The sequence below is a fragment of the Photorhabdus sp. RW14-46 genome (assembly GCF_963887965.1).
Taxonomy (GTDB): Bacteria; Pseudomonadota; Gammaproteobacteria; order Enterobacterales; family Enterobacteriaceae; genus Photorhabdus; species Photorhabdus laumondii.
In genome coordinates, this window is the sequence record NZ_CAWPHH010000022.1 from 47,423 (window position 1) to 73,055 (window position 25,633).

Annotated in this window: 26 protein-coding genes; 7 read left to right on the forward strand and 19 right to left on the reverse strand. The window is 41.1% G+C overall.

Annotation, left to right across the window (positions count from 1 at the left end; genetic code table 11):
• Positions 1–76: 76 nt before the first annotated feature.
• The 14 genes from glmU to asnC form a co-directional block, all read right to left on the reverse strand.
• Complete coding sequence (gene glmU, locus AACQ38_RS16510) at positions 77–1,450, reverse strand: bifunctional UDP-N-acetylglucosamine diphosphorylase/glucosamine-1-phosphate N-acetyltransferase GlmU (RefSeq protein WP_011144451.1); 1,374 nt, start codon at positions 1,448–1,450, stop codon at positions 77–79.
• Positions 1,451–1,578: 128 nt separating this feature from the next.
• Complete coding sequence (locus AACQ38_RS16515) at positions 1,579–2,001, reverse strand: F0F1 ATP synthase subunit epsilon (protein WP_011144452.1); 423 nt, start codon at positions 1,999–2,001, stop codon at positions 1,579–1,581.
• Between the two features lie 21 nt (positions 2,002–2,022).
• Complete coding sequence (atpD, locus tag AACQ38_RS16520) at positions 2,023–3,405, reverse strand: F0F1 ATP synthase subunit beta (RefSeq protein WP_011144453.1); 1,383 nt, start codon at positions 3,403–3,405, stop codon at positions 2,023–2,025.
• Positions 3,406–3,439: 34 nt separating this feature from the next.
• Positions 3,440–4,303 carry a F0F1 ATP synthase subunit gamma gene (gene atpG, locus AACQ38_RS16525; protein ID WP_011144454.1) on the reverse strand — a complete coding sequence of 288 codons (864 nt, stop codon included), beginning with the start codon at positions 4,301–4,303 and terminating at the stop codon, positions 3,440–3,442.
• 58 nt (positions 4,304–4,361) lie between these two features.
• Positions 4,362–5,903 (reverse strand): F0F1 ATP synthase subunit alpha, encoded by a 1,542-nt coding sequence (atpA, locus tag AACQ38_RS16530; protein ID WP_011144455.1) that lies wholly within the window; start codon positions 5,901–5,903, stop codon positions 4,362–4,364.
• A gap of 14 nt (positions 5,904–5,917) precedes the next feature.
• Positions 5,918–6,451 (reverse strand): F0F1 ATP synthase subunit delta, encoded by a 534-nt coding sequence (atpH, locus tag AACQ38_RS16535; protein WP_011144456.1) that lies wholly within the window; start codon positions 6,449–6,451, stop codon positions 5,918–5,920.
• 12 nt (positions 6,452–6,463) lie between these two features.
• Complete coding sequence (gene atpF, locus AACQ38_RS16540; protein ID WP_011144457.1) at positions 6,464–6,934, reverse strand: F0F1 ATP synthase subunit B; 471 nt, start codon at positions 6,932–6,934, stop codon at positions 6,464–6,466.
• 58 nt (positions 6,935–6,992) lie between these two features.
• On the reverse strand, positions 6,993–7,232 hold the full coding sequence (gene atpE, locus AACQ38_RS16545; RefSeq protein ID WP_000429386.1) for a F0F1 ATP synthase subunit C: 240 nt from the start codon (positions 7,230–7,232) through the stop codon (positions 6,993–6,995).
• A gap of 53 nt (positions 7,233–7,285) precedes the next feature.
• Complete coding sequence (gene atpB, locus AACQ38_RS16550; RefSeq protein ID WP_011144458.1) at positions 7,286–8,110, reverse strand: F0F1 ATP synthase subunit A; 825 nt, start codon at positions 8,108–8,110, stop codon at positions 7,286–7,288.
• A 30-nt stretch (positions 8,111–8,140) separates the two neighbouring features.
• Positions 8,141–8,518, reverse strand: a complete 378-nt coding sequence (gene atpI, locus AACQ38_RS16555) for a F0F1 ATP synthase subunit I (protein ID WP_011144459.1) — start codon at positions 8,516–8,518, stop codon at positions 8,141–8,143.
• 610 nt (positions 8,519–9,128) lie between these two features.
• Entirely contained in the window at positions 9,129–9,749 is a 621-nt protein-coding gene (gene rsmG / locus AACQ38_RS16560; protein ID WP_011144460.1) for a 16S rRNA (guanine(527)-N(7))-methyltransferase RsmG, read from the reverse strand.
• Positions 9,750–9,762: 13 nt separating this feature from the next.
• Positions 9,763–11,652, reverse strand: coding sequence for a tRNA uridine-5-carboxymethylaminomethyl(34) synthesis enzyme MnmG (gene mnmG, locus AACQ38_RS16565; RefSeq protein WP_165578609.1), 1,890 nt, complete (start codon positions 11,650–11,652; stop codon positions 9,763–9,765).
• 380 nt (positions 11,653–12,032) lie between these two features.
• The gene (gene mioC / locus AACQ38_RS16570) at positions 12,033–12,473 is read right to left on the reverse strand and encodes an FMN-binding protein MioC (protein WP_011144462.1); all 441 of its coding nucleotides are present in this window, start codon (positions 12,471–12,473) and stop codon (positions 12,033–12,035) included.
• 91 nt (positions 12,474–12,564) lie between these two features.
• A complete protein-coding gene (gene asnC / locus AACQ38_RS16575; RefSeq protein WP_011144463.1) occupies positions 12,565–13,026 on the reverse strand; it encodes a transcriptional regulator AsnC in 462 nt (153 codons plus the stop codon).
• A 166-nt stretch (positions 13,027–13,192) separates the two neighbouring features.
• Between asnC and asnA the strand changes: the two genes are divergently transcribed.
• Positions 13,193–14,185: an aspartate--ammonia ligase gene (asnA, locus tag AACQ38_RS16580; protein WP_165578610.1), complete on the forward strand. Its 993-nt coding sequence runs from the start codon at positions 13,193–13,195 to the stop codon at positions 14,183–14,185.
• 6 nt (positions 14,186–14,191) lie between these two features.
• On the opposite strand, the gene viaA is transcribed toward asnA, so the two are convergent.
• Positions 14,192–15,649 carry an ATPase RavA stimulator ViaA gene (viaA, locus tag AACQ38_RS16585; protein WP_165578611.1) on the reverse strand — a complete coding sequence of 486 codons (1,458 nt, stop codon included), beginning with the start codon at positions 15,647–15,649 and terminating at the stop codon, positions 14,192–14,194.
• A gap of 4 nt (positions 15,650–15,653) precedes the next feature.
• Positions 15,654–17,165 (reverse strand): ATPase RavA, encoded by a 1,512-nt coding sequence (ravA, locus tag AACQ38_RS16590; RefSeq protein ID WP_445260628.1) that lies wholly within the window; start codon positions 17,163–17,165, stop codon positions 15,654–15,656.
• A gap of 252 nt (positions 17,166–17,417) precedes the next feature.
• On the opposite strand from ravA, the gene rbsD reads away from it, so the two are divergent.
• From rbsD to rbsR, 6 genes are all read left to right on the forward strand, one after another.
• On the forward strand, positions 17,418–17,837 hold the full coding sequence (rbsD, locus tag AACQ38_RS16595) for a D-ribose pyranase (protein ID WP_011144467.1): 420 nt from the start codon (positions 17,418–17,420) through the stop codon (positions 17,835–17,837).
• A 7-nt stretch (positions 17,838–17,844) separates the two neighbouring features.
• Positions 17,845–19,350 carry a ribose ABC transporter ATP-binding protein RbsA gene (gene rbsA / locus AACQ38_RS16600; RefSeq protein WP_011144468.1) on the forward strand — a complete coding sequence of 502 codons (1,506 nt, stop codon included), beginning with the start codon at positions 17,845–17,847 and terminating at the stop codon, positions 19,348–19,350.
• Positions 19,351–19,356: 6 nt separating this feature from the next.
• Positions 19,357–20,328: a ribose ABC transporter permease gene (rbsC, locus tag AACQ38_RS16605; protein ID WP_165578613.1), complete on the forward strand. Its 972-nt coding sequence runs from the start codon at positions 19,357–19,359 to the stop codon at positions 20,326–20,328.
• 24 nt (positions 20,329–20,352) lie between these two features.
• Entirely contained in the window at positions 20,353–21,243 is an 891-nt protein-coding gene (gene rbsB, locus AACQ38_RS16610) for a ribose ABC transporter substrate-binding protein RbsB (RefSeq protein WP_011144470.1), read from the forward strand.
• 63 nt (positions 21,244–21,306) lie between these two features.
• A complete protein-coding gene (gene rbsK, locus AACQ38_RS16615; RefSeq protein WP_113026998.1) occupies positions 21,307–22,236 on the forward strand; it encodes a ribokinase in 930 nt (309 codons plus the stop codon).
• A 2-nt stretch (positions 22,237–22,238) separates the two neighbouring features.
• Positions 22,239–23,240, forward strand: a complete 1,002-nt coding sequence (gene rbsR, locus AACQ38_RS16620) for a ribose operon transcriptional repressor RbsR (protein ID WP_058589512.1) — start codon at positions 22,239–22,241, stop codon at positions 23,238–23,240.
• Here the strand turns inward: rbsR and mdtD are convergent.
• The 3 genes from mdtD to AACQ38_RS16630 form a co-directional block, all read right to left on the reverse strand.
• Entirely contained in the window at positions 23,237–24,628 is a 1,392-nt protein-coding gene (mdtD, locus tag AACQ38_RS16625) for a multidrug transporter subunit MdtD (protein ID WP_011144473.1), read from the reverse strand. The genes rbsR and mdtD overlap by 4 nt on opposite strands.
• 69 nt (positions 24,629–24,697) lie before the next feature.
• A complete protein-coding gene (locus tag AACQ38_RS24140; protein WP_058589514.1) occupies positions 24,698–24,931 on the reverse strand; it encodes an FCD domain-containing protein in 234 nt (77 codons plus the stop codon).
• Positions 24,924–25,145: a hypothetical protein gene (locus AACQ38_RS16630; protein ID WP_049789714.1), complete on the reverse strand. Its 222-nt coding sequence runs from the start codon at positions 25,143–25,145 to the stop codon at positions 24,924–24,926. The genes AACQ38_RS24140 and AACQ38_RS16630 overlap by 8 nt, the downstream gene beginning before the upstream one ends.
• Positions 25,146–25,633: the final 488 nt, after the last annotated feature.

Here is a 25,633-nt window from a genome sequence, read left to right on the forward strand (position 1 = left end):
AGCCCTTTATATGTCAAGAGCCTGATTGTTTTCCGGTTTTTCCGGTCCCCGAGCCTGTAGAGTGGGGATTATTATTTTATTTTTTTTCCTTCACAGGGCGTTTCCACCCTTGAATATGTGTTTGTTTAGTTCTGCTTACAACCAGCTCATTTTCAGCGATGTTTTTTGTCACTGTTGTCCCCGCTCCGATTGTAGCGCCTTTAGCAACAATCACCGGAGCAACAAGCTGAGTATCAGAGCCAACAAAAACATTGTCACCAATAATGGTCTTAAATTTATTAGCGCCGTCGTAATTACAGGTAATAGTACCTGCACCAATATTTACATCACGACCAATATCTGCGTCGCCAAGATAAGTCAAATGTCCAGCTTTAGAACCTTTACCCAGATAAGATTTCTTCATCTCAACGAAATTCCCTACATGGGCTTTTTCAGCAAGTTTAGAACCGGGACGCAAACGTGCAAAAGGCCCAACAGTACAACCAGTTTCCATTTCAGAATCTTCAACTATTGTATAGGGGCTAATAATAGAATCATCACCAATGATGCAATTCTTCAACACACAACCGGTACCAATCTGTACGTTATTACCAAGGGTTACATTACCCTCAATAATGACATTAGTGTCAATAACCACATCACGGCCATGAATTAATGTACCACGTAAATCAAAACGGGCAGGATCCAACAACATAACACCCGCTAGTAATAATTGTTCCGCTTGCTCAGATTGATAAATCCGTTCAAGAGCGGAAAGTTGAAGACGGTTATTTACACCTTCCATTTCACTCAAGCGAGTTGGATGCACCGCTTCAATTTTTCTACCTTCTTTATAAGCCAACGCAATCACATCAGTAAGGTAATATTCACCCTGAACATTGTTGTTATCCAATTGGGACAACCAACGTTTTAAATCACTACCATTAGCAACCAAAATACCTGTGTTTATTTCATTGATTTTACGTTGTTCTTCAGTCGCGTCTTTTTGCTCAATGATGCCCGTTACTTCTCCGTTTTCACGAACAATACGACCATAACCTGTTGGATTGTCCAAAATTGCTGTCAATAAACCGATACCACCCTCAGGTTTAACAGCGAGTAGGCGTTCAAGGGTATCTGCACCAATAAGCGGTACGTCGCCATACAATATTAAAATATCTTCATCACCAGCGAAATGTGGTGCTGCCTGCTGCATCGCATGACCAGTCCCTAACTGCTCTGCTTGTAATACCCAGTTCAGTGTTTGATCAGAAAGGGTTTGCTCTATCAGGTCACCACCATGTCCATAAACTAGATGAACATTTTTAGCCCCTAATGCCATTGCAGTATCAATCACATGCTGAACCATAGGTTTACCGGCCAGCAAGTGCAGCACTTTAGGGAGATCAGAGTACATGCGGGTTCCTTTACCCGCGGCAAGGATCACAACACTTTTTGCACTGTTAGACATAAGAAACCCGATAACTCCAATTTAAGAGAGAAAAGTAAACCTGCTTATAAGATAAATTACTACATATTTCGCAATACAAAAAAGCCAGTTAGCTCGCACCAACTGGCTTTTTTATTTAACTGCCTATATTACATCGCTTTTTTTGTTAACTCGATTACACGAAGTTTCGCAATCGCTTTAGACAATTCAGCTGATGCCTGAGCATAGTCAACATCACCGTGAGAATTACGGATGTGTTCTTCAGCTTTACGTTTAGATTCCAACGCCTTAGCTTCATCCAAATCTTTACCACGGATCGCAGTGTCAGCCAGTACGATAACGCCGCTCGGTTGTACCTCAAGGATACCCCCAGAAAGGTAAATGACCTCTTCTTCACCGAACTGCTTAACAATACGTACCATGCCAGGTTTTATGGCAGTCAGTAGCGGAGCATGCCCTGGGTAAATACCCAGTTCACCTTCACTACCTGTCACCTGAATTTTCTGTACCAAGCCTTCAAACATCCGGCTTTCAGCACTGACAACATTCAGATGGTAAGTCATTGCAGCCATGTCAACCTCCGGTCAGCCGTATTAAAGTTTCTTCGCTTTTTCCACAGCTTCTTCGATGGTACCTACCATGTAGAATGCCTGTTCTGGTAGGTGGTCATAGTCGCCGTCTAAGATACCTTTAAAGCCACGGATAGTATCTTTCAGGGAAACGAACTTACCTGGTGAACCAGTAAAGACTTCTGCAACGAAGAACGGCTGAGACAGGAAGCGCTGGATCTTACGAGCACGCGCAACTACTAGCTTATCGTCTTCTGACAGTTCATCCATACCCAAGATAGCGATAATATCTTTCAGTTCCTGATAACGTTGCAGGATAGACTGAACGCCACGAGCAACATTATAGTGCTCTTGACCAACAACCAATGGATCGAGCTGACGACTGGTAGAATCCAACGGATCAACCGCAGGATAAATACCCAAAGAAGCAATTTGACGGCTCAGTACTACGGTCGCATCCAAGTGGGCGAAAGTCGTCGCTGGAGATGGGTCAGTCAAGTCATCCGCAGGTACGTAAACAGCCTGTACGGAAGTGATAGAGCCGGTTTTGGTAGAAGTAATACGTTCTTGCAGAACACCCATTTCTTCCGCCAGAGTTGGCTGATAACCTACCGCAGATGGCATACGACCAAGTAGTGCGGATACTTCAGTACCTGCCAAGGTATAACGATAGATGTTATCAACAAATAACAGAACATCGCGGCCTTCATCACGGAACTTCTCAGCCATTGTTAGACCCGTCAACGCAACACGCAGACGGTTTCCTGGCGGCTCGTTCATCTGACCATATACCAGAGATACTTTATCCAGTACATTAGAGTCAGTCATTTCGTGGTAGAAGTCGTTACCTTCACGAGTACGTTCACCTACACCGGCAAATACAGAGTAACCCGAATGCTCAATCGCAATGTTACGGATCAACTCCATCATGTTTACGGTTTTACCTACACCCGCACCACCAAACAGACCAACTTTACCACCCTTAGCGAATGGACAAATTAGGTCCATTACCTTAATACCGGTTTCCAGTAGTTCTTGAGAGTTAGATAATTCTTCATAGCTTGGAGCCGGACGATGAATAGCCCAACGCTCTTCTTCACCGATATCGCCTTTCATGTCGATTGGTTCACCCAATACGTTCATGATACGGCCCAATGTCGCTTTACCAACCGGAACTTCAATTGGGTGGCCTAAATCAGTGACACTTAAACCACGGCTTAAGCCATCAGAAGTACCCATTGCAATACAACGAACAACGCCGCCGCCCAACTGCTGCTGAACTTCCAGCACCAGCTTAGCTTCGCCGTTTTGAACCTCAAGAGCATCGTATACTTTTGGTACGGTATCTTGAGGGAATTCGACGTCCACCACGGCGCCGATTACCTGGATAATCTTTCCAGTAGCCATCTTGAATCCTCTACGTAATTCATAAACCTAGCTGTTAAACCGCGGAAGCACCCGAGACAATCTCGGTCAGCTCCTGAGTTATGCTGGCCTGACGAGCTTTGTTATAAACCAACTGCAACTCTTTGATCAGGCTGCCACCATTATCAGTTGCGGCTTTCATCGCCACCATTCGTGCGGCCTGTTCACTAGCCAGGTTTTCAACGACGCCCTGATAAACCTGCGATTCTACATAACGACGCAGCAGTATATCTAGCAACGCCTTAGGATCAGGTTCGTATAAATAATCCCAGGATTTCTTCTTCAGTGTTTCATCATCTCCGGCAGGCAGAGGTAATAACTGAGTAATGGTCGGTTCCTGGGACATTGTATTGATGAACTTGTTTGTCACCACATACAGTTTATCCAGACGTCCCTCATCGTATGCCCGCAGCATGATATTCACTGGCCCGATCAATTCAGACAGTGAAGGGTTATCTCCCATGCCTGTTACCTGAGCAACAACGTTACCCCCAACAGAAGCAAAGAAAGAGGTAGCCTTAGAGCCGATAAGCGCCAGCTCACACTGGACATCTTTATCAGACCAGTCTTTCATTTCTGAAAGCAGTTTTTTGAACAGATTAGTATTCAAACCACCGCACAAGCCACGATCGGTAGAAACAACCAGATACCCGACACGTTTGGTTTCACGCTCTTCAAGGTACGGATGTTTATATTCCAGATTACCTAACGCAAGGTGACCAATCACGCTGCGTATGGTTTCTGCATAAGGACGGCTGGCCGCCATGCGATCCTGCGTTTTACGCATTTTGGACGCAGCAACCATCTCCATCGCTTTAGTGATTTTTTGCGTGTTTTGCACGCTGGCGATCTTGGTACGTATCTCTTTTGCGCCGGCCATTCCTGATTCTCCTCATTAACCAGACGGCCCATGTTTAATTAAACCGGGCCGAATAGTGTTACCAGGACTGAGTTGCCTTGAAGGAATCCAGCAGAGCTTTCAGCTTTGCTTCGATCTCTTCGTTGTAACCACCAGACTGGTCAATCTCTTTTAGAAGATCAGCATGTTCACGGTTGGCATATGCAAGCAACGCAGATTCGAAATCAATAACCTTAGCAATTTCGATATCTTCCAGATAACCACGTTCCGCAGAAAACAGAGACAATGACTGCTGTGCAACAGACATTGGCGCATACTGTTTCTGTTTCAGCAATTCAGTTACTTTTTGACCATGATCCAACTGTTTACGGGTTGCATCATCAAGGTCAGAAGCAAACTGAGAAAACGCTGCCAGTTCGCGATATTGAGCCAGAGCAGTACGAATGCCCCCAGACAGTTTCTTAACGATTTTAGTCTGAGCAGCGCCACCTACACGGGATACGGAAATCCCTGGGTTAACTGCTGGACGAATCCCCGCATTGAACAAACTAGATTCCAAGAAAATCTGACCATCAGTAATTGAAATAACGTTTGTTGGTACGAATGCTGATACATCACCTGCCTGAGTTTCAATGATAGGCAGGGCCGTCAGAGAACCGGTTTTACCTTTCACTTCACCATTGGTGAATTTTTCCACATATTCAGCATTAACACGTGCAGCACGTTCCAGCAAACGAGAGTGCAGATAGAAAACGTCACCTGGGAATGCTTCACGTCCTGGCGGACGACGGAGCAACAGAGAAATTTGACGATAAGCTACAGCCTGCTTAGACAAATCATCATAAACAATCAGCGCATCTTCACCGCGGTCACGGAAGTATTCGCCCATTGCACAACCCGAATATGGTGCCAGGTATTGTAATGCCGCAGATTCTGAAGCAGTCGCAACAACCACAATAGTATTGGCAAGAGCACCATGCTCCTCTAATTTACGAACAACGTTCGCAATAGTAGAAGCTTTCTGACCAACTGCGACATAGACACATTTTATGCCTGAGTCACGTTGGTTAATGATTGCGTCAATAGCCAGTGCTGTTTTACCCGTCTGACGGTCACCGATAACCAGTTCACGTTGACCACGACCGATAGGGATCATAGCGTCAACGGATTTATAACCAGTTTGTACCGGCTGATCAACAGATTGACGATCGATAACACCAGGAGCGATCATTTCAACAGCAGAGAAACCATCATGCTCAACAGGGCCTTTACCATCAATTGGCTCACCCAGCGTGTTTACTACACGACCAAGCAGACCACGACCAACAGGTACTTCAAGAATACGGCCTGTACATTTGACCTTCATACCTTCTGCTAAGTCAGCATACGGACCCATTACAACCGCACCTACGGAGTCACGCTCCAAGTTCAATGCGATTGCATAACGATTGCCAGGCAGTGCGATCATCTCACCCTGCATAACTTCGGCTAAACCGTGAATACGAATGATACCGTCGTTAACGGATACAATCGTACCTTCATTGTGAGCTTCACTCACTACATTGAACTGAGCAATGCGCTGCTTGATCAGTTCGCTGATTTCGGTGGAATTCAGTTGCATATGCTCCAGTCCCCTTAAGACTGCAAGACGTCTGTTAAGCGATCTAAACGGCCACGAATACTGCCATCGATCACCAAATCACCTGCGCGGACAACCACACCAGCAATAACAGACTTATCAATTTTGCAATTCAGCTTAACTTTGCGTGACAGACGTTTTTCCATCGCTACAGAAATTTTAGCCAGCTGTTGTTCTCTCAGTTCGGTGGCAGAAATCACTTCAACATCAACGGTTGATTCAAGTGATGCACGCAATTGAATAAATTGCTGCAAAACTTCCGGCAATGCCAATAAGCGACCGTTTTCTGCCATAACACGAATAAAGTTCTGAGCATGTTCATCGACCTGTTCACCGCAAATTGCGATAAAGGTATTAGCTAATGTTTCCGATGCCAATGAACCAGAAAGCAGCTCACCAACTTGCTCATTACGAGTCACCTCAGCTGTGAACGCCAGCATATTCTGCCATTGTTCAAGCGATTGTTTTTCCACAGCAAAGTCAAAAGCTGCTTTGGCGTAGGGGCGAGCTACAGTAGCAAATTCAGACATGCCCCTCCCTCCTTACAGTTCAGCGACCAGTTTATCAACGATGTCGCTATTAGCAGCTTCATCCACGGAACGTTCGATGATTTTCTCGGCACCTGCGATAGCCAACATAGCGACCTGCTTACGCAACTCTTCCCGAGCACGCTTACGCTCGGCATCAATTTCTGCCTGAGCTTGCGTTACGATTCTGTTACGTTCCTGCTCAGCTTCCGCTTTTGCATCATCAAGGATCTGGGCTTTTTGTTTATTAGCCTGTTCAATGATGACCTGAGCTTCCACTTTCGCTTTCTTCATTTGGTCGGTCGCATTGGCTTGCGCTAAGTCCAGGTCCTTTTTGGCACGTTCCGCAGAAGATAAACCGTCAGCAATTTCTTTTTGACGTTTTTCTATGGCCGCCATGATCGGTGGCCATACGAACTTCATACAGAACATAACAAACAAGACAAACGCAATGGCCTGGCCGAGGATTGTTGCATTAATATTCACAGCACAATACCTCTTTTAAAATTAATGAGTTGACGTAGTTTCAGATTATTTCTACAAACTACGCGACAGCAAACATTACGTACAAGCCAAGGCCCACAGCAATCATTGGGATGGCGTCAACCAGACCCATAACGATAAAGAACTGTGTACGCAGAAGAGGGATTAAATCTGGCTGACGAGCAGCGCCTTCCAAAAATTTACCTCCGAGGATGCCGATACCGATCGCAGCACCGATTGCCGCTAGGCCCATCATTACAGCGGCAGCCATGTACAGCAGATCCATATTCAGGTTTTCCATGACAGTCTCCAGTTTGTTTCAGTTAAAACACAGTTAGTTATTGTGGTAAAAAATTAATGTTCTTCAGATGCCATCGACAGATAAACAATCGTCAGAACCATGAAAATAAAGGCTTGTAACGTAATAATCAGTATGTGGAAAATAGCCCAAGGCAGGCTGAGTAACCACTGCGACCACCACGGTAACAGACCAGCTATAAGAATAAAGATCAATTCACCCGCATACATGTTACCAAACAGTCGCAGACCGAGTGATACCGGTTTTGAAAGCAGGCTAACTCCTTCCAGAATTAAGTTAATTGGAATAAACAGTGGATGATTAAAAGGCTGTAAAGTCAGCTCTTTTGTAAAACCACCAATCCCTTTCATCTTAATGCTGTAGTAGAGGATGAGGACAAAGACACCAATAGCCATCGACAAGGTAACACTGACATCTGCTGTTGGCACGACACGCAGAGCAGGTAAACCAAAGAAATGTTCACCGATATAAGGGAGAAAATCGATTGGCAATAAGTCCATCACGTTCATTAATAACACCCAAACGAACACTGTCAGTGCCAAGGGGGCAATAACCTTGCTCTTGCCGTGATACATATCACGAACGCTGTTATCAACAAAACCCATGATCAATTCTATAGCAGTCTGAAGTTTGCCAGGTACGCCACTGGTGGCATTAACCGCAACCTTTCTGAATACATACAGAAATAAAATCCCTAATACGACTGAGAAAAAAAGCGAGTCAATGTTCAACGTCCAGAACGTTGCAGAACCACCAGAGTTGGGATCGACCAACTCAAAGGTACGTAGGTCCAACTGAAGGTTATTCAGGTGGTGGCCTATGTAGTCCCTTGCAGTTGAAACTTCTCCTGATGCAGACATGATGCCTCTTACCCTTTTATTGTTGAAAACCTAATCGTTTATCACAGCAGGTGCGATAATTTGCACAATCAGCACCGCTAAATAAGCTAAACCTAGTGGTGCAAACGCCGCTTTAAACACGCCTAAAGCAACAACCAGCACAGCTATTGTAATAATAACTTTCAACCCTTCGCCAACAGCGAAAGACCACGCAATACGTACAGGAACCTCTTCTTCTTTTGCTTTTTGAAAACTGGCAAACAGCATGAATATGGCATTAGGTAACCAACATGCTAACCCACCAGCAAAAGCAGAAGCGCCCCATTCTATACTTTTGGTGCAAAAAGCCACACTGAGAACAACAAAAGTCATTAACTGCAAAAAAAGCAGCTTCAGTGCAATTTTACCGCTGTAAAGGGATACAGACATGACTTTTGTTTTCTCCCCTTGCACGCCTTGCATATCAGGTTTTGCTAAATGTTGTATAAAACTGCCTTTGCTTAAGAGTGTCAAGTGACAAAAACGTGCAAATTATACGGGCCACCAAAATGAATTCAATCTATAAGTAGCGAAAAGGTGAACAATTATTTAAATTTTTTATTTTAGTGCCCGATTGCAAGCTAATGATTGTGCTGATTTCTTGTTTTTAATAATTTCATACATTTCAGGCACAAATGTGATTTAAATCACATAAATTTTTTATTTGTTAATTATATTTAACATTCACAGTAAATGAAAATAAAATACATTAATAATAAAATCAATTGGTTAATTTAATTCCATACAAAAGAGTGATTATATTATTGACTTAAATTCCCAAGCTAATTTTTAGCTAGTTTAAAAAAGTGGATCTGATGAAAAAATGCTTTATCTGATTTTTAAAGGTTCAACTATCTTAATATCAAGATAACGTTATTTTTATGTAATAACTCAGTAAATTAAAGCTGAAACGATGCAAACCATAATTAACGATGCTGACTACAGTATAATTGTGCTCAACATCACTAATTATTTATAACTTTATTGACAAATAACAAAATTAGTTTGATTTAAGGATAACCAAATGACGTTGCCCTTCCAGTTCAGGAACATTTAATTTAATAACCGAATCGATAGAAATTCCAAAAGGCAAGATAGTCAGTTCCTCTTCTGGAAGCACACCTTTAAGTGCATAGAAACGTCCATGAATAGGCTCAGGCAAATGACTACACCAAGAGACCATATCTTTTAACGAAGCAAAAGCACGGCTTATTACGCCATCAAAAGGTGGTTCAGAAGAATACGCTTCAACCCTACTTTGTACTGGTTCGATATTTACCAAATCAAGCTCATGCTGAACCTGACGCAAAAATCTCACTCTTTTGCCTAAACTATCCAGCAATGTGAAATGAGAATCTGGACGAACAATAGCTAACGGAATACCTGGCAACCCCGGGCCCGTGCCCACATCAATAAAACGATGACCTTGCAGATAAGGGCTGACGACAATACTGTCCATGATATGACGCACCAGCATTTGTTCTGGCTCACGTACTGATGTGAGATTGTAAGCCTTATTCCACTTATTGAGCATATCAACATAGGCTACAAGCTGCTGTTTTTGCTGTAGTGACAGTTCTATTCCTGCTTTGGTCAGCAACAATTCTAGTTTGTTAAGCATAATCAAGATCCTCTCAGGCGCTGCGGCGCAATAATCCTTGTTTTTTCAACCACACAAGTAAAATTGAAATTGCCGCAGGTGTTACCCCTGAAATACGTGAAGCCTGACCAATTGAACTCGGTTTATGATCATTGAGTTTAGCGACAACTTCATTGGAAAGACCACTGATTTGGCAGTAGTCAAGATCGACCGGTAATGATGTGTTTTCATTACGTAGCTGCTTTTCGATTTCTTCCTGCTGACGGGCAATATATCCCTCGTATTTGACTTGAATTTCAACTTGATCAGCGGCTTGTGGTTCTTCAAGACTTGGATAAAACAGGGGCAATGAGGTCAAAAGTTTATAGTTCATTTCAGGACGACGTAGTAGATCTTCACCATTAGCTTCTTTCGACAATGGCATTTTCAATATATTGTTTATATCATTAAGATTATTTGAATTAGGGTGAATCCAAATATTACGTAAACGCTGGCGTTCTTGTTCAACCATTTCCAATTTACGGCAATAATGTTCCCAACGTGAATCATCTACCAGACCTAACTCACGGCCTTTTTCTGTTAAACGCAGGTCTGCATTATCTTCACGTAACATTAAGCGATACTCGGCTCGTGAAGTAAACATACGGTACGGCTCTTTAGTCCCTAAAGTACATAAATCGTCAACTAAAACGCCAATATAAGCTTGATCACGGCGAGGGAACCAACTTTCTTCTTCTGAAGCGTAACGAGCTGCATTAAGGCCTGCCAAGAGTCCTTGAGCAGCCGCTTCTTCATAACCCGTCGTGCCGTTGATTTGTCCAGCAAAAAATAGACCGTGGATAAATTTACTTTCTAATGTTTGTTTCAGATCTCTTGGATCGAAGAAATCGTATTCTATTGCATAACCAGGACGAATAATTCGAGCATTTTCCATTCCTTTCATGGAGTGAACAATTTGCATCTGCACGTCAAACGGTAAGCTGGTAGAAATACCGTTTGGATAGATTTCATTACTAGTCAATCCTTCAGGTTCAAGGAAGATCTGGTGGGCATCACGATCCGCAAAACGCATGACCTTATCTTCGATTGAAGGGCAGTAGCGAGGACCGATCCCTTCAATGATCCCCGTATACATTGGGCTACGATCCAAATTATTGCGGATCACATCGTGGGTTTTTTCATTCGTATGGGTGATGTAACACGGTATTTGTTGTGGATGTTGCTTCACATTTCCAAGGAAAGAGAATACTGGCGTTGGATTATCACCTAGTTGTTGTGTTAGCTGACTAAAATCGATAGTTCTGGCATCAATACGTGGTGGTGTTCCTGTTTTTAATCTGTTTACACGTAAAGGCAACTCACGTAAGCGCTGTGCCAACGAAATGGCTGGGGGATCACCAGCTCTTCCACCACTATAATTTTCCAAACCAATGTGGATCTTACCGTCAAGAAATGTTCCTACAGTCAAAACAACAGCTTTAGCTCTGAACTTAAGGCCCATGCGTGTTACTGCGCCAGTAACGGTGTCATTTTCAACAATGAGATCTTCTACAGGTTGTTGGAAGATCATTAGATTAGGTTGGTTTTCCAATGCCATGCGTACAGCTTGACGATAGAGAACCCTATCTGCTTGGGCACGTGTTGCACGAACTGCGGGCCCTTTGCTGGCATTTAAAGTTCTAAATTGGATACCAGCGTGATCAGTCGCTTTAGCCATTAAGCCACCAAGCGCATCAATTTCTTTAACCAGATGCCCTTTACCGATTCCACCAATGGCTGGGTTACATGACATTTGGCCCAAAGTGTCAATATTGTGGGTCAGCAATAGGGTTTGACGACCCATACGAGCGGCTGCCATAGCCGCTTCGGTACCGGCGTGACCACCACCGATAATGATGACGTCAAATTGTTCTGGATAAAACATGGTGATGAACCTTTAGTTATAAAAATGCTCAGTGTTGCATTAAGGGAGGAGAATTCTACTCAAGTTTCGGTGATAGACCAAGTGGGTGAGATCACCGGTAATTAAAAGAAGATCTTTTTTATTTAAAGATCTGTTTATTAGATCTTTTATTAGGATCATGATCTTTTGTGGATAAGTTATTTTTCTTTAGAAAGATCATAAAGCTGTAAAGGATCATTTGTTGTGAATGATCCGTGATCCCACAAGGTATAAACTGGGATCTAAATCGGTAGTTATTCACAAGGTGATCATTGTCATATAGTTATACTATGGATAACTACGGGTTAACCCCGGCTTTTTAGATGAGTTATCCACAATCGTTTGCTGTTTTTTTGTTCTTATTAGAGTGTGTTTGCCCAATATTTAACCCATTCTCCTGCGGGATCTTCAGGGATCTCATGTTGTTGAATATCAATTTCCAGACGATCGCCGAGACGTTTAGCACCATTTTCTATCAATAGTTGGTCAAATGATCTTATTGCACCGCAAAAAGTATCGTATTCGGAACTACCAAGGCCAACAGCACCAAACGTTACCTTGCTGAGATCGGGTTTTTGGTCAGAAATTTCTGCGGCCAATGGTTGTATATTTTCTGGCAATTCTCCTGCTCCATGTGTGGATGTGACGACTAGCCAGATTCCTTCCTGAGGAAGTTCATCTAAGGAGGGGCCATGTAGCATTTCAGTGGAAAAACCAGCATCTTCCAGAATTTCAGCCATATGTTCAGCTACGTATTCGGCACTGCCCATTGTGCTGCCGCTGATTAAGGTAATAGTAGCCATAGTGATCCCAACAGATTTTAAGAGTCGCTATTGTACTCTGTGAATCTGTTGGGATCTACCTGTGGATAATATGGTTATAACAAATTTTATGTTATGGCTTGATTGTCCGCATAATCGGGTTTTGTAAGGAGATCAGGGTTTCTGTTGATTGAATTTCATCGATAGTCTGTATTTTGTTGATAAGTACATCTTGAAGGGATTCAATTGAACGGCACATAACTTTAATAAAGATGCTGTAGTGGCCTGTTGTGTAGTAAACCTCAACTACTTCATCCAGGTTGTCTAGTTTTTTTAGAGCTGATGGGTAATCTTTAGCACTCTTGAGAATAATGCCAATAAAGCAACACACATCATAACCAAGTTGTTTCGTGCTGATATCGACTCTGGTACCGGTAATGATTCCTGCTTGCTTCATTTTTTCCACGCGAACGTGAATTGTTCCCGGACTGACAGCAAATTTCTTTGCTAGTTCGGCATAAGGTGTACGTGCGTTGTCCATTAAAGCGTGAAGTATGTCACGGTCTAGATTGTCGATCTGATAAATTTCTGCCATTTTCAGCGCCTTTTTTTAATGAATTTTCATTTTTTTAATCTTAAAAATGAATTTTATGAATCATAAAGTCTATTTTTATTAAAGTATATTGAATTTATCCCTCATTTTATTGCTTAATGTTTCCAACAGGACATCAGGGTCACCTAAAAAATTAGAGAATAACATTATGAAAAAGTCGTTTATTGAAAAGCAGCAACAAATCAGTTTTGTTAAATCCTTCTTTTCCCGTCTGCTGGAAAGCAAACTGGGTCTGATTGAAGTACAGGGACCAATCCTAAGTTGTTTGGGAGATGGTATTCAGGACAACTTGTCCGGCCATGAAAAAGCTGTTCAGGTGAAAGTAAAAACTTTACCGGATTCAACTTTCGAAGTCGTACATTCGTTGGCTAAATGGAAACGTAGGACACTGGGTCGTTTTGGCTTTCAGCCTGAACAAGGGCTTTACACTCACATGAAAGCATTGCGTCCAGATGAGGATCGCTTAACACCAATTCACTCTGTTTATGTTGATCAATGGGATTGGGAAAAAGTGATGGAAGATGGGCAACGCTCACTTGCTTATCTTAAACAGACAGTAGGTAAAATCTACGAAGCAATAAAAGAAACAGAAAAAGCTGTCAGCAAAGAGTTTGGTCTGGCACCGTTCCTGCCAGATCAAATTCACTTTGTTCATAGCGAAACGCTTCTGAGCCGTTATCCGGATCTGGATGCAAAAGGCCGTGAACGGGCTATTGCTAAAGAATTGGGTGCTGTTTTCCTCATTGGTATTGGTGCGAAATTATCTGATGGTCAATCTCATGATGTGCGTGCGCCTGATTATGATGACTGGACGACACCAAACAGCGATGGTTTCGTTGGTCTAAATGGCGACATCATTGTCTGGAACCCTGTTTTGGAAGATGCGTTTGAGATCTCTTCTATGGGTATCCGTGTTGATGCAGAAGCATTGGAGCGCCAGTTAGCTCTGACTAGTGATGAAGAGCGTTTACAATATGATTGGCATCAGGCGTTACTCAAAGGCGACATGCCGCAGTCGATTGGTGGCGGTATTGGTCAATCCCGCTTAGTGATGTTACTGCTGCAAATGAAACACATTGGTCAAGTTCAGTGCAGTATCTGGTCACCTGAAGTACGCGAAACTGTAGAAGATATGCTTTAATTCAAGTTAGTGACGCCATTTTCGCAGTAAACGGCTTTTAAGTCCGGTATCAAAGTGCCAGATATGATCAAATATCCGCATAATATCGGGCTTACCATATTGGGACATGGAGACCGCATGGAAGCGGTATTGCTGATGCAGTTGCAGATTTTTTATCTGATGGATTAGTGAGTTCGGCAGACGCTGGGCAATGAAATCTGAGATAACAACAGCATCAGCATTTTTCCAACATTTTTCTTTCATTTTTTCTATTGTACTTGTCAGACAGAAAGCGAGATCTGTCCCTCCTTTGAAAGTTTGGCTGAGAAAACGAGTAGCTTGCTCCAGACCATCTGGTGAAGATAGTTCATAGTGCACAATTCCCGTTGTAAATAGCATGATATGACAGTTGCGATTATCAGCTAGAGCAATGCGTAACAGTGCCAGACAAAAAGCTTTGGCACATTTTTCATTGAATTTCCCCATAGAACCGGAAGTATCTACACAAATAATAAATGGTCCTTGAGGTTTTTCTTCCTGGCTATAATGAGTGACTGGCTGTAATGTTGTTTTTTCTCGCCAGTTATCACCTTGTAAGCGATAGGTCAGGAGTTTTTTTTCCACTAATTTGCGATAAAACTCATATTCCAGATCTTCAATTCCTAATATTGCTAATTCTATTGGTAATAGGCGCAGAATATCATCACTTTGTCCGATACCATTTACCTGTTCAGGAATGATGTCGGGTGTTCGCTCGATTGTAGTAACTGGTTCGAAAAAATGGTTTTCTTGTGGTTTTGATTTTACAGATTGGCTGCGTCCAAGTAATTGAGCTAATTTTTTCAGTTCCGGCTGTTGGTGAAGAAATTCACTATAGTGGATCAATAACTGCTTATCATTTTGAGAATGATTTAACTGACTTTTGCTCATATCCCATAATCGCCCCGCTGCCCTATCATTTTCACTAAAAACAGGATCAAGATTACCGCTTAGTGTCAGCCTTTGTTGCAGTTCTGCCAGTAATTGCTCTTTTTCTTGCTCCAGCAATTGCTTATGGAAGGTTGTAGTTTGCAGGATCAAACTGATCCTCCATCGTTGAATAAATAGGGTTTGTAGTGTATTTGAATCAGCAATGGTGTTGGTTGCGAGTTTCTGTGCTTCTTCACTAAAAGGGGATTCAATTCGGTTCAGCGTTTCTAAAATATCGGGAAGTTTAAGGTAAAAATAATTTGTATTGGCAGACAGTATTTGTTGATATAACTGAAATTCTTCTGCCAGAGTTACAGGAATGAGCGCTTCTTTAATCCTTTGCTGTAAATCGTGTTTCCAGCCAGGGATATCTTTTAATAGTACACGTTTTAAGCGAGGATGTTTTTCAAAAAAGATAGCTAACTGAGGTGAAGCTAAAAGCGTTAATATGATCTCTTCTATCATCTCTCCTTCGTTTATTGACAGTAAGAGATCAAGGGTTGTCAAACTAATCATTTAATTAGCTGCCTATTTTTATTTTCAACTGCTTAATTTTATCTGATAACTGGATAAAGCTTTGCTCTATCGTAGCAAGCCAATGACTTTCAATAAATAAACATGGCTGATGCTGATTAAACAATTGGTGTTGGTGATGGATTTCTTGATTAAATTTTTCTAATCTTTCCTGCCACTCGTTGTTTTCTTCATTTTGCTGATGTTGATGATCTGGTAAATATAGCGTGGATGAACGGCGGCTGATATCAAAAATCTCTGGCTGATGTGCTGAATTAACTTCGGCTGCTATATTTTGTGGAAAACCAATGCCGTTCAGACGTGCTGATAATTCTCTGCCTTTGTTTATCCAGATATTCAACGCTTTTTTTTCCAATTCAATAAAATTAACTTTAATATCATGGAGATGAAGAGGTGTATGCAGGAATAGAATCAATTTTTCTTCATTGATATGATCGGGTAGAGAATATTGTATTTTACGTCCAAACAGACGGGTTTGTTTTTCCAGCTTTAACGCCTGCTGATCATTTTTATCCTGACAGGCTTGAGTCCATTGGTGATAAAGCGAATCAATTTGTTGAAATAATATTCTTTGCCTATATGCTTGTTCGGTCATCAGAGTATTCAAGTATTGGGGTAATAATTTAAAAGAGTGAAGATCATGCCACAGGCAATCTTTCAGTAATATTAAATCAAGAGGTGATATCTCTTTTCTGCCATTGAAGAAAGCACTTGCTTGTAATAAATGAATGGCTTTCTTCCAGCGCCTGTCTGAAACGTAAGGTGAATGTTCCGTTGCATCAAGTTGCTGACGTAGATGATAAATAATATCAAAACAACTGTCTGGTAAAACTATTTTATCAATCTCTTTTTGCCATTGATGGAATTCTTCACTTGTTATTTGAATGTTTGCCGGAACAGGGTTATCATTTTCATTTTTGTGGCTAGAGAGTAACGCTCGGAAATTCTTCTTTTCTTGAATTTTATCCAGCCAGATACGAATTAGCATTCTGTCATAAAGCGCCTCCAGACTGTTATCTGCTTCAGGTAGCTCATTGGATGCTGTTATAAGTAATCGCATTGGAATTTTATCTTCTGTATCCCCATTTCTGAATTTTCTTTCATTAATTGCAGTCAGTAGGGTATTAAGAATTGCCGGGCCGGCTTTCCATATTTCGTCAAGGAAGACAATTTCAGTTTCAGGTAAGTATCCGTTGGTTAGACGTTGATAACGTCCTTCTTCCTTCAGTGCCTGAATAGAGAGAGGGCCGAAAATTTCTTCAGGGGTTGAAAAGCGAGTCATTAGATATTCAAATGCTCTGGCATCACGAAATGCAAATTTCAATCGGCGGGCTATCAAACTTTTTGCAATGCCTGGAGGACCAAGTAGAAAAACACTTTCCCCACACAATGCCGCTAGCAAACATAAACGAATAGTCTGTTGTCTTTCATACAGACCACTTTCCAGATAATGACTTAAGCAAACTATTTTTTCTGCTAACAACATGATTCTTACCAATATTATCTGTTGGATTAGATAAAACCTAATTAACCTTCTCCATAGATTTTAATCATTATTTGTTGATATAGACAATATTTACCTTAAAAATCGATTCAGCGTCAAATATTCAATAAGTTAACGTTTTTTTTCGTTTCTGTTATTATCGAAACGTTTCGATAGTGATCACATTTTTGTATCACTAATGTTGCATTTTAAATATTACTTTCTATATTACTAAATAGCGAAACGTTTCGCTAATGGAATAAAAAAATGAAAAAAGGTGTATTACTTAATTCTGAAATTTCAGCCGTAATTTCTCAGCTAGGGCATACTGACCAGATTACAATTGGTGATGCTGGATTACCAATTCCTTCTTTAGCCCAGCGGATTGATTTAGCGCTAACCCAGGGAATTCCCAGTTTTATATCCGTTCTTAATGTTGTTACACAAGAAATGCAGATTGAAGCTGCATTCTTAGCTGAGGAGATCATTGGCCATAATCCTTTAATACATCAATTAATATTAACTCAAATTAAAGAGCTTGAGAAACAGCAAGGGAATTCAATTACTGTAGATTATATTAGTCATAATGTGTTGAAAGAAAAAACAAAACATAGCCGAGCAGTGATTCGCACAGGAGAGCATTCTCCTTATGCCAATATTATCCTTGGTGCTGGTGTGACTTTCTGAGGTGATTATGCAGCCTGTACTGGAACTAAAAGGAATTAGTAAATCTTTTCCTGGTGTCAAAGCATTATCTGGTGCGGCATTACGTGTTTATCCAGGTAAAGTGATGGCACTGGTGGGAGAGAATGGTGCAGGTAAGTCCACGATGATGAAAGTGTTGACTGGGATATATACCAGAGATACAGGCACAGTTCATTATTTAGGAAAAGAAGTGATTTTTTCTGGCCCTAGATCCTCTCAGGAAGCGGGGATCGGGATTATCCATCAGGAATTAAATCTTATTCCCCAACTGACTATTGCTGAAAATATTTTCCTGGGACGCGAATTTGTTAATAAATTCGGTGCAATTGACTGGAGAAAAATGTATCAGGAAGCCGATCGCCTGTTAAAAAAATTGAATCTGAGTTACAGCAGTCACCGTTTAGTCGCTGAACTTTCTATCGGTGATCAACAAATGGTTGAAATTGCTAAGGTGCTGAGTTTTAAATCCAAAGTTATCATTATGGATGAGCCGACGGATGCGCTGACCGATACAGAAACTGAATCATTATTTCGCGTAATATATGAACTAAAATCTCAGAGATGTGGCATTGTTTATATCTCCCATCGTTTGAGAGAAATTTTTGAAATTTGCGATGATGTAACGGTATTTCGTGATGGACAATTTATTGGTGAAAAGTCAGTAAAAGAGCTAAAAGAAGAGACTCTGATTGAAATGATGGTTGGGCGAAAACTGGAAGATCAGTATCCTCGCCTGAATTTACCTCGGGGTAAAAAACGACTTGAAGTTAAGCAGATTTCTGGCCCCGGTGTGACAAATGCCAGTTTTTCCCTTTATAGCGGGGAAATTTTGGGTATATCAGGGCTAATGGGGGCTGGCCGCACTGAATTGATGAAAATTATTTATGGTGCGTTGCCAAAAACTCAGGGGCAAATCACACTGGATGGAACCCCCATTGTAATTCGTAACCCTCAGGATGGGTTAGCTTGTGGGATTGTTTATATTTCAGAAGATCGTAAACGTGATGGCTTAGTTTTGGGAATGTCAATCAAAGATAATATGTCTCTTACTGCCTTGCGTTATTTCAGTAACCGGTTAGGTGGTCTTAATCATAAAGAAGAACAGAATGCAGTTAGTGACTTTATTAAATTGTTTAGTATCAAGACACCTTCAATGGGACAAGTTATTGGTTTACTTTCTGGTGGTAATCAGCAAAAAGTAGCTATTGCCCGTGGATTAATGACCAGACCAAAAGTTCTTATTCTGGATGAACCTACGCGTGGTGTAGATGTTGGTGCAAAAAAAGAAATTTATCAGTTAATTAATCAATTCAAGAAAGAGGGGTTAAGCATTATTCTCGTTTCTTCTGAAATGCCAGAAGTGATAGGAATGAGTGATCGTATTTTGGTTATGTGTGAAGGCCAGATCAGTGGAGAATTTTTTGCTGAACAGGCAACTCAAGAAATTTTGATGGCAGCTGCTGTAGGCAAACAATATGGAGCGATTCAGGAGTAATTCAGTATGAATTCTAATATATCACCGACATTTAAACGTTGGTTTACTAAAGAGTGGTTACTGAAACAAAAGTCACTGATTGCGTTGCTAGTGCTGATAGCAGTAGTTTCTTCTCTTAGCCAAAACTTTTTCACTTTAAATAACTTGTTTAATATTCTGCAACAAACATCAGTCAATGCCATTATGGCCGTTGGGATGACATTGGTTATCCTGACATCAGGTATTGACCTGTCTGTTGGTTCATTGCTTGCGTTAACAGGTGCAATAGCAGCTTCATTGGTTGGTACGGAAGTTAATGCTCTGGTGGCTATCGTGAGTGCTTTGGCTTTAGGTGCTGCAATTGGTGCTTGTACAGGAATAATAATTGCTAAAGGTAAAGTACAGGCTTTTATTGCCACTCTAGTCATGATGTTATTACTTCGTGGAATAACCCGTGTCTATACTGATGGTAGTCCAATAAATACAGGATTCAGTGATAATGCCGATCTGTTTGGCTGGTTTGGTATTGGTCGCCCACTGGGAATTCCTACTCCAGTATGGCTGATGTTGATAGTTTTTGTTATCGCATGGTATATCCTGCATCACACCCGTTTAGGTCGTTATATTTATGCCTTGGGGGGGAATGAATCGGCTACCCGTTTATCTGGTATCAATATCGATAAAATTAAAATTATCGTTTACTCCTTATGCGGTTTCCTGACGGCATTGGCAAGTATTATTGAAGTCGCTCGTCTTTCTTCTGCTCAACCTATGGCGGGGGGAGGTTATGAATTAGATGCTATTGCTGCCGTAGTTCTGGGAGGAACTCGCCTGGCTGGTGGTAAGGGGTTAATTATTGGTACTTTGATTGGTGCACTAATCCTCGGTTTTTTAAATAATGGCTTAAACTTATTAGGTATTTCTTCTAACTATCAGATGATTGTTAAAGCAATTGTAATATTGTTGGCAGTTCTGGTTGATAACAAAAGTGGTAAATAACCTCACCCTACAGGAAATAACACAATGAAAGTGAAGAAATTAGTAACAATTTTATCTGCTGTTGCGCTAAGTATGACTGTAAGTGTAAATGCATTGGCGAAAGATACTATCGCGTTAGTCATTTCTACCCTGAATAATCCATTCTTTGTCACAATGAAAGATAGTGCTCAAAAAGAGGCGGATAAGTTGGGCTATAACCTAATTGTGTTGGATTCTCAGGATAATCCAGCGAAAGAATTAGCTAATGTTCAGGATTTGACGGTACGTGGTACTAAACTCATGCTAATTAACCCGACTGACTCCGATGCTGTTGGTAATGCTATTATTATGGCTAACAATGCCAAAATTCCGGTTATTACTCTAGATCGGATAGCGAATAAAGGTACTGTTGTCAGTCATATTGCTTCTGATAACCGCTTGGGGGGTAAAATAGCGGGTGATTTTATCGCCGAAAAATTAGGGAATGAAGCCAAAATTATTCAGCTAGAAGGTATTGCCGGCACTTCTGCTGCCCGTGAACGTGGTGAAGGATTTAATAAGGTAGCACAGGAACATAAATTTAATGTGCTAGCTAGTCAGCCTGCTGATTTCGATCGAACCAAGGGACTGAACGTTATGCAGAACTTACTGACGGCTCATCCGGCTGTACAAGCTGTATTTGCTCAGAATGATGAGATGGCGTTAGGTGCTTTGCGCGCTTTACAGACAGCAGGTAAAAGCGATGTATTAGTTGTTGGTTTTGATGGTACTGGAGATGGTATCAAAGCTGTTCAACGTGGAAAACTAGGAGCGACAATCGCTCAGCGTCCTGATCAAATTGGTATCGTTGGTGTTCAGACTGCAAATAAAGTGCTGAGGGGCGAAAAAGTTGAGGCCGTCATCCCTGTAGAATTGGAGTTAGTTATTAAAAAATAAATCGGTATTTATGCCGTTACTTATTGGTGATGGTGACGGCATAATTGAAAAGGAATAAATGTAATGAGTACAGCAAAACTTGCGGTGCTTGGCAGCATTAATGCTGACCATATTTTGAATCTTAAGTCATTCCCTCGACCGGGGGAAACGGTGATTGGAGAACAATATCAGGTTGCTTTTGGTGGTAAAGGTGCTAATCAGGCGGTAGCAGCAGGCCGTAGCGGTGCTGACATTACATTTATTGCTTGTGTTGGTGAGGACGATATTGGTTTTCGTATCTGTCAGCAGTTAGCAAAGGATAATATTAACACTTCTGGCATTGAAGTGATTAAAGGAGAAACAACGGGTGTAGCGTTGATTTTCGTTAATCATCAAGGTGAAAACGTTATTGGTATCAATGCAGGCGCTAATGCAGCGTTGACACCGGAATATTTCTATCGCTACCAAAATATTATTGAGGAAGCAGATGCATTATTGATACAACTTGAGTCTCCATTGGAAACAGTGCAACTTGCTGCAACAATAGCTAAACAAAATAATACAAAAGTAATACTCAATCCGGCGCCGGCCCGAAAATTGTCTGATCAATTGCTCTCATTGGTGGATATCATTACACCGAATGAAACTGAAGCGGAATATCTCACCGGCATTAAAGTAGAAAATGATTCAGATGCGGAAAATGCGGCTCAAATACTGCATGGGAAAGGTATTGAAACTGTAATTATCACATTGGGTAGCCGTGGGGTATGGTTGAGTGAAAGTGGTCAGAAAGGAAAAATTGTTCCGGGATTTAAAGTTAACGTTGTAGATACTGTTGCGGCAGGAGATACTTTCAATGGTGCGCTGGTGACAGCATTATTGGAAAGAAAATCCATGTTATCTGCCATACGATTTGCTCATTCTGCTGCTGCGATAGCGGTAACCCGTCAGGGAGCTCAGCCTTCTGTTCCGTGGCGAAATGAAATTGATGCATTTTTAATTGAACAGGATTAACTGTGGCTACAATGAAAGATGTTGCTCGTTTTGCAGGTGTTTCTACATCAACTGTATCTCATGTTATTAATAATAATCGTTATGTCAGTGATGGTGTGAAAAAGAAAGTTAATGATGCGATTGAGCAATTGAATTATGCGCCATCAGCGCTTGCACGAAGTCTTAAAATCAAGCAAACCAAAACCATTGGTATGTTGGTAACGACCAGTAATAATCCTTTTTATGCTGAAATTGTAAGAGGGGTTGAACGAAGCTGTTATGAGCGTGGTTACAGCCTTATCTTATGTAATACAGAAGGTGATACCAAACGAATGGATTACAGCATGGAAACGTTGCTGCAAAAGCGAGTAGATGGGGTGCTGATTATGTGTACTGAAAATCAACACAATTCCTGTGATGTTTTGCGCCGTTATCCTCCTTTACCTGTGGTTATGATGGATTGGTCTCCATTTGATATTGTCGGTGATGTTATTCAGGACAACTCCTTGTTGGGAGGTGAGATGGCCACTAATCACCTTATTAGCTGTGGTTTTAAAAAAATAGCCTGTATTGCAGGTCCACAAGATAAAACACCTGCTAATCATCGATTGAAGGGGTATAGAAAGGCAATGGCAAATGCTGGCCTTACTATTCCTGACGGATATGAAATTTACAGTGATTTTGAATTTGCTGGTGGTTTTAAATCAATGCAGAAATTACTACAACATCCAGAACCGCCAGAAGCTGTTTTTGCAGGAAATGATGCAATGGCCGTTGGCGCTTATCAGGCTCTGTACCAAGCCGGACTTTCTGTACCGGATGATATTTCCATCATAGGTTATGATGATATCGACCTTGCCCCTTATATGATCCCACCATTGACAACCATTCATCAGCCAAAAGACGAGTTAGGAAAGTTAGCTGTTGATACTTTGCTTTATCGGATGGATAACCCAGAAAGTGATCCTAAATTATTAGTATTGACTCCGACACTGATTGAGCGTAGTTCAGTTTCTCGTTCTTAAGTGTTCTTTTTCTTGATCATGTTATCTCCATCTTCCTTATGTAATAGTAGGAAGGTGGAAGAAGAGAGTAAAGTGATTATTCCTACGGTAATAAAAGTACTGTGGAAGTTATCAACTGTTGTTCCATTAGGCATAGATTCATAGAAACGAAGAATAGCTGCACTTACCGCAACACCGAAGCTAATAGATAACTGCTGAGTTACAGCTAATAAACTATTTCCTGAACTGGCATTATTATCGGTCAGATCAGCGAGAGTAATGGTATTCATCGAAGTAAATTGAATAGATACAGCCATACCTAGTAAGAATAGTGGAATAGACAAAAGAACAGCAGACATTTCTGGTGATTGCAGTGAAAATTGAGAAATCATTAATCCAATAATAATGGTTATGCTAACCAGCGTTTTACGATATCCAAAGCCAGTTAATACATTAGTAACGAAAGATTTGGCTATAACAGAACCAATAGCTGTTGGTGCCATCATCATTCCGGCAATGACCGCTGAATAACCAAATCCAACTTGTAGCATCAAAGGCATCAGGAAGGGAATGCAACCCGTTCCCAAGCGTGTAACAATATTACCTATAATACCGATAGAGAATGTGCGAATACGGAATAATTCCAGGCTGATAAGGGGTTGGGGTTGTTTTCTAGCATGCATCAGATAACCAAATAATATCATAAAACCACCAACCATAATTGTCAGAGGTATATAGCCGGGTAACGAACTCTCTCCTAGTAAATCCAAACTGACAGAAACCATGATTAAACTCAGCCCAAAAAGTATGAAACCGAAAAAGTCAAATGAACGTTTTGGCATTGTAAAATTAGGCATATGCTTTTTAGCGTAAATAATCCCCAATAAACCGATTGGAATATTGATAATAAATATCCAGTGCCAGGTAGCATAAGTGACTAATAGCCCGCCGAGCATGGGACCAAGAATTGGTCCTACTAACCCTGGTATGGTGACAAAATTCATAACAGGTAGAAGTTCGCTGCGTGGGTATGCACGTAATAAAGCAAGACGGGCAACTGGCATCATCATTGCGCCACCAATTCCTTGAATTACACGTGAAACCACTAGAAAAGCTAAATTACCTGACAAAGCACAGGCAAGGGAGCCTAAAGAAAATAAGGATACAGCAAACATAAATATCCGGCGGGTACCGAAACGATCAGCTAACCAGCCACTGACTGGAATTAGCAAAGCGACAGTCAGAGTATAGCTGACAACAGCAGATTGCATCGCCAGAGGTGAATGTTTGAGGCTTTCAGCAATAGCGGGCAATGCTGTGTTGAGAATTGTTGCATCTAAAGCTTGCATAAAGAAAGCTATTGCAGCAATCCAGGGTAGCCCCGCCATATTACGAGCGGTTTTTACCATTAATAGTCCTGCTTATTTTATCTAGACAATGTTTGGTTGGATATTAATCTAATGCACTACTATATAAGATCATTCGCGTTCTGTTAATAACTTTCGGCAAGCGAGAAGTGCACTGTAACTGTCACCTTGGGTAATAGAATTAACAATTGTTTTATGAGCTTCCAGTGGTACAACTTTATCGAAAATAATAGCTTCAAAGCAGTTCTGGTAAACTAGGTTAAACAGGTTGGCAAAAGAGCATAAGAATGGATTTCCACAAGATTTATAAATGGTGTAGTGAAACTGGTAATCGATCCTATCCATTTTTCCCGGTTTTTAGTAGATACATTTCATCTATTATCTGTAAGAGCTGCTTCTTTTGCTTTTGTGTGGCATTTTGTGCAGCAAGAAAGCAAACTTGTGGTTCTATTACTAATCTTACTATATGGAAATGTTCGACCACTTGACTAAGATTGTCACGATTCATCCACCACTTTAATAAATCCTGATCAAGGAAATTCCAATGAATCGTTGGCATGATTCGAGTACCAATACGTGGAATAGTACTTTAGTTTGGGAATAATTATTGTCGATGCCATCAATTTTGTATGAAAAAAACACGAAATCGCGGATTTTGTTGAAAAAAACTGCGAACGGCAGTTTTTTTTTAATAAATGCTTGCCAGCGTCAAAGAATTCCCTATAATGCGCCACCACTGACCGACACAACGCTGATAAACATTGTGAGGTCGGGCAGAGAAAGCGATAATCAGTGCTTGACTCTGCGGGCGAACAGCGTAGTATACGCAGCCCGGCTGAACGAGAATGTTATTTTTTATGTCAGCCTGCTCTTTAACAATTAATCAGACAATCTGTGTGGGCACTCACAAGACCGTATCGCAAAAAAATACGTTTTAAAGTCTTGAAGAGTGAACAACAGTTAATTCATTACGAAATAATTAGTCAGAATTCTTTGAGCATCAAACTTTAAATTGAAGAGTTTGATCATGGCTCAGATTGAACGCTG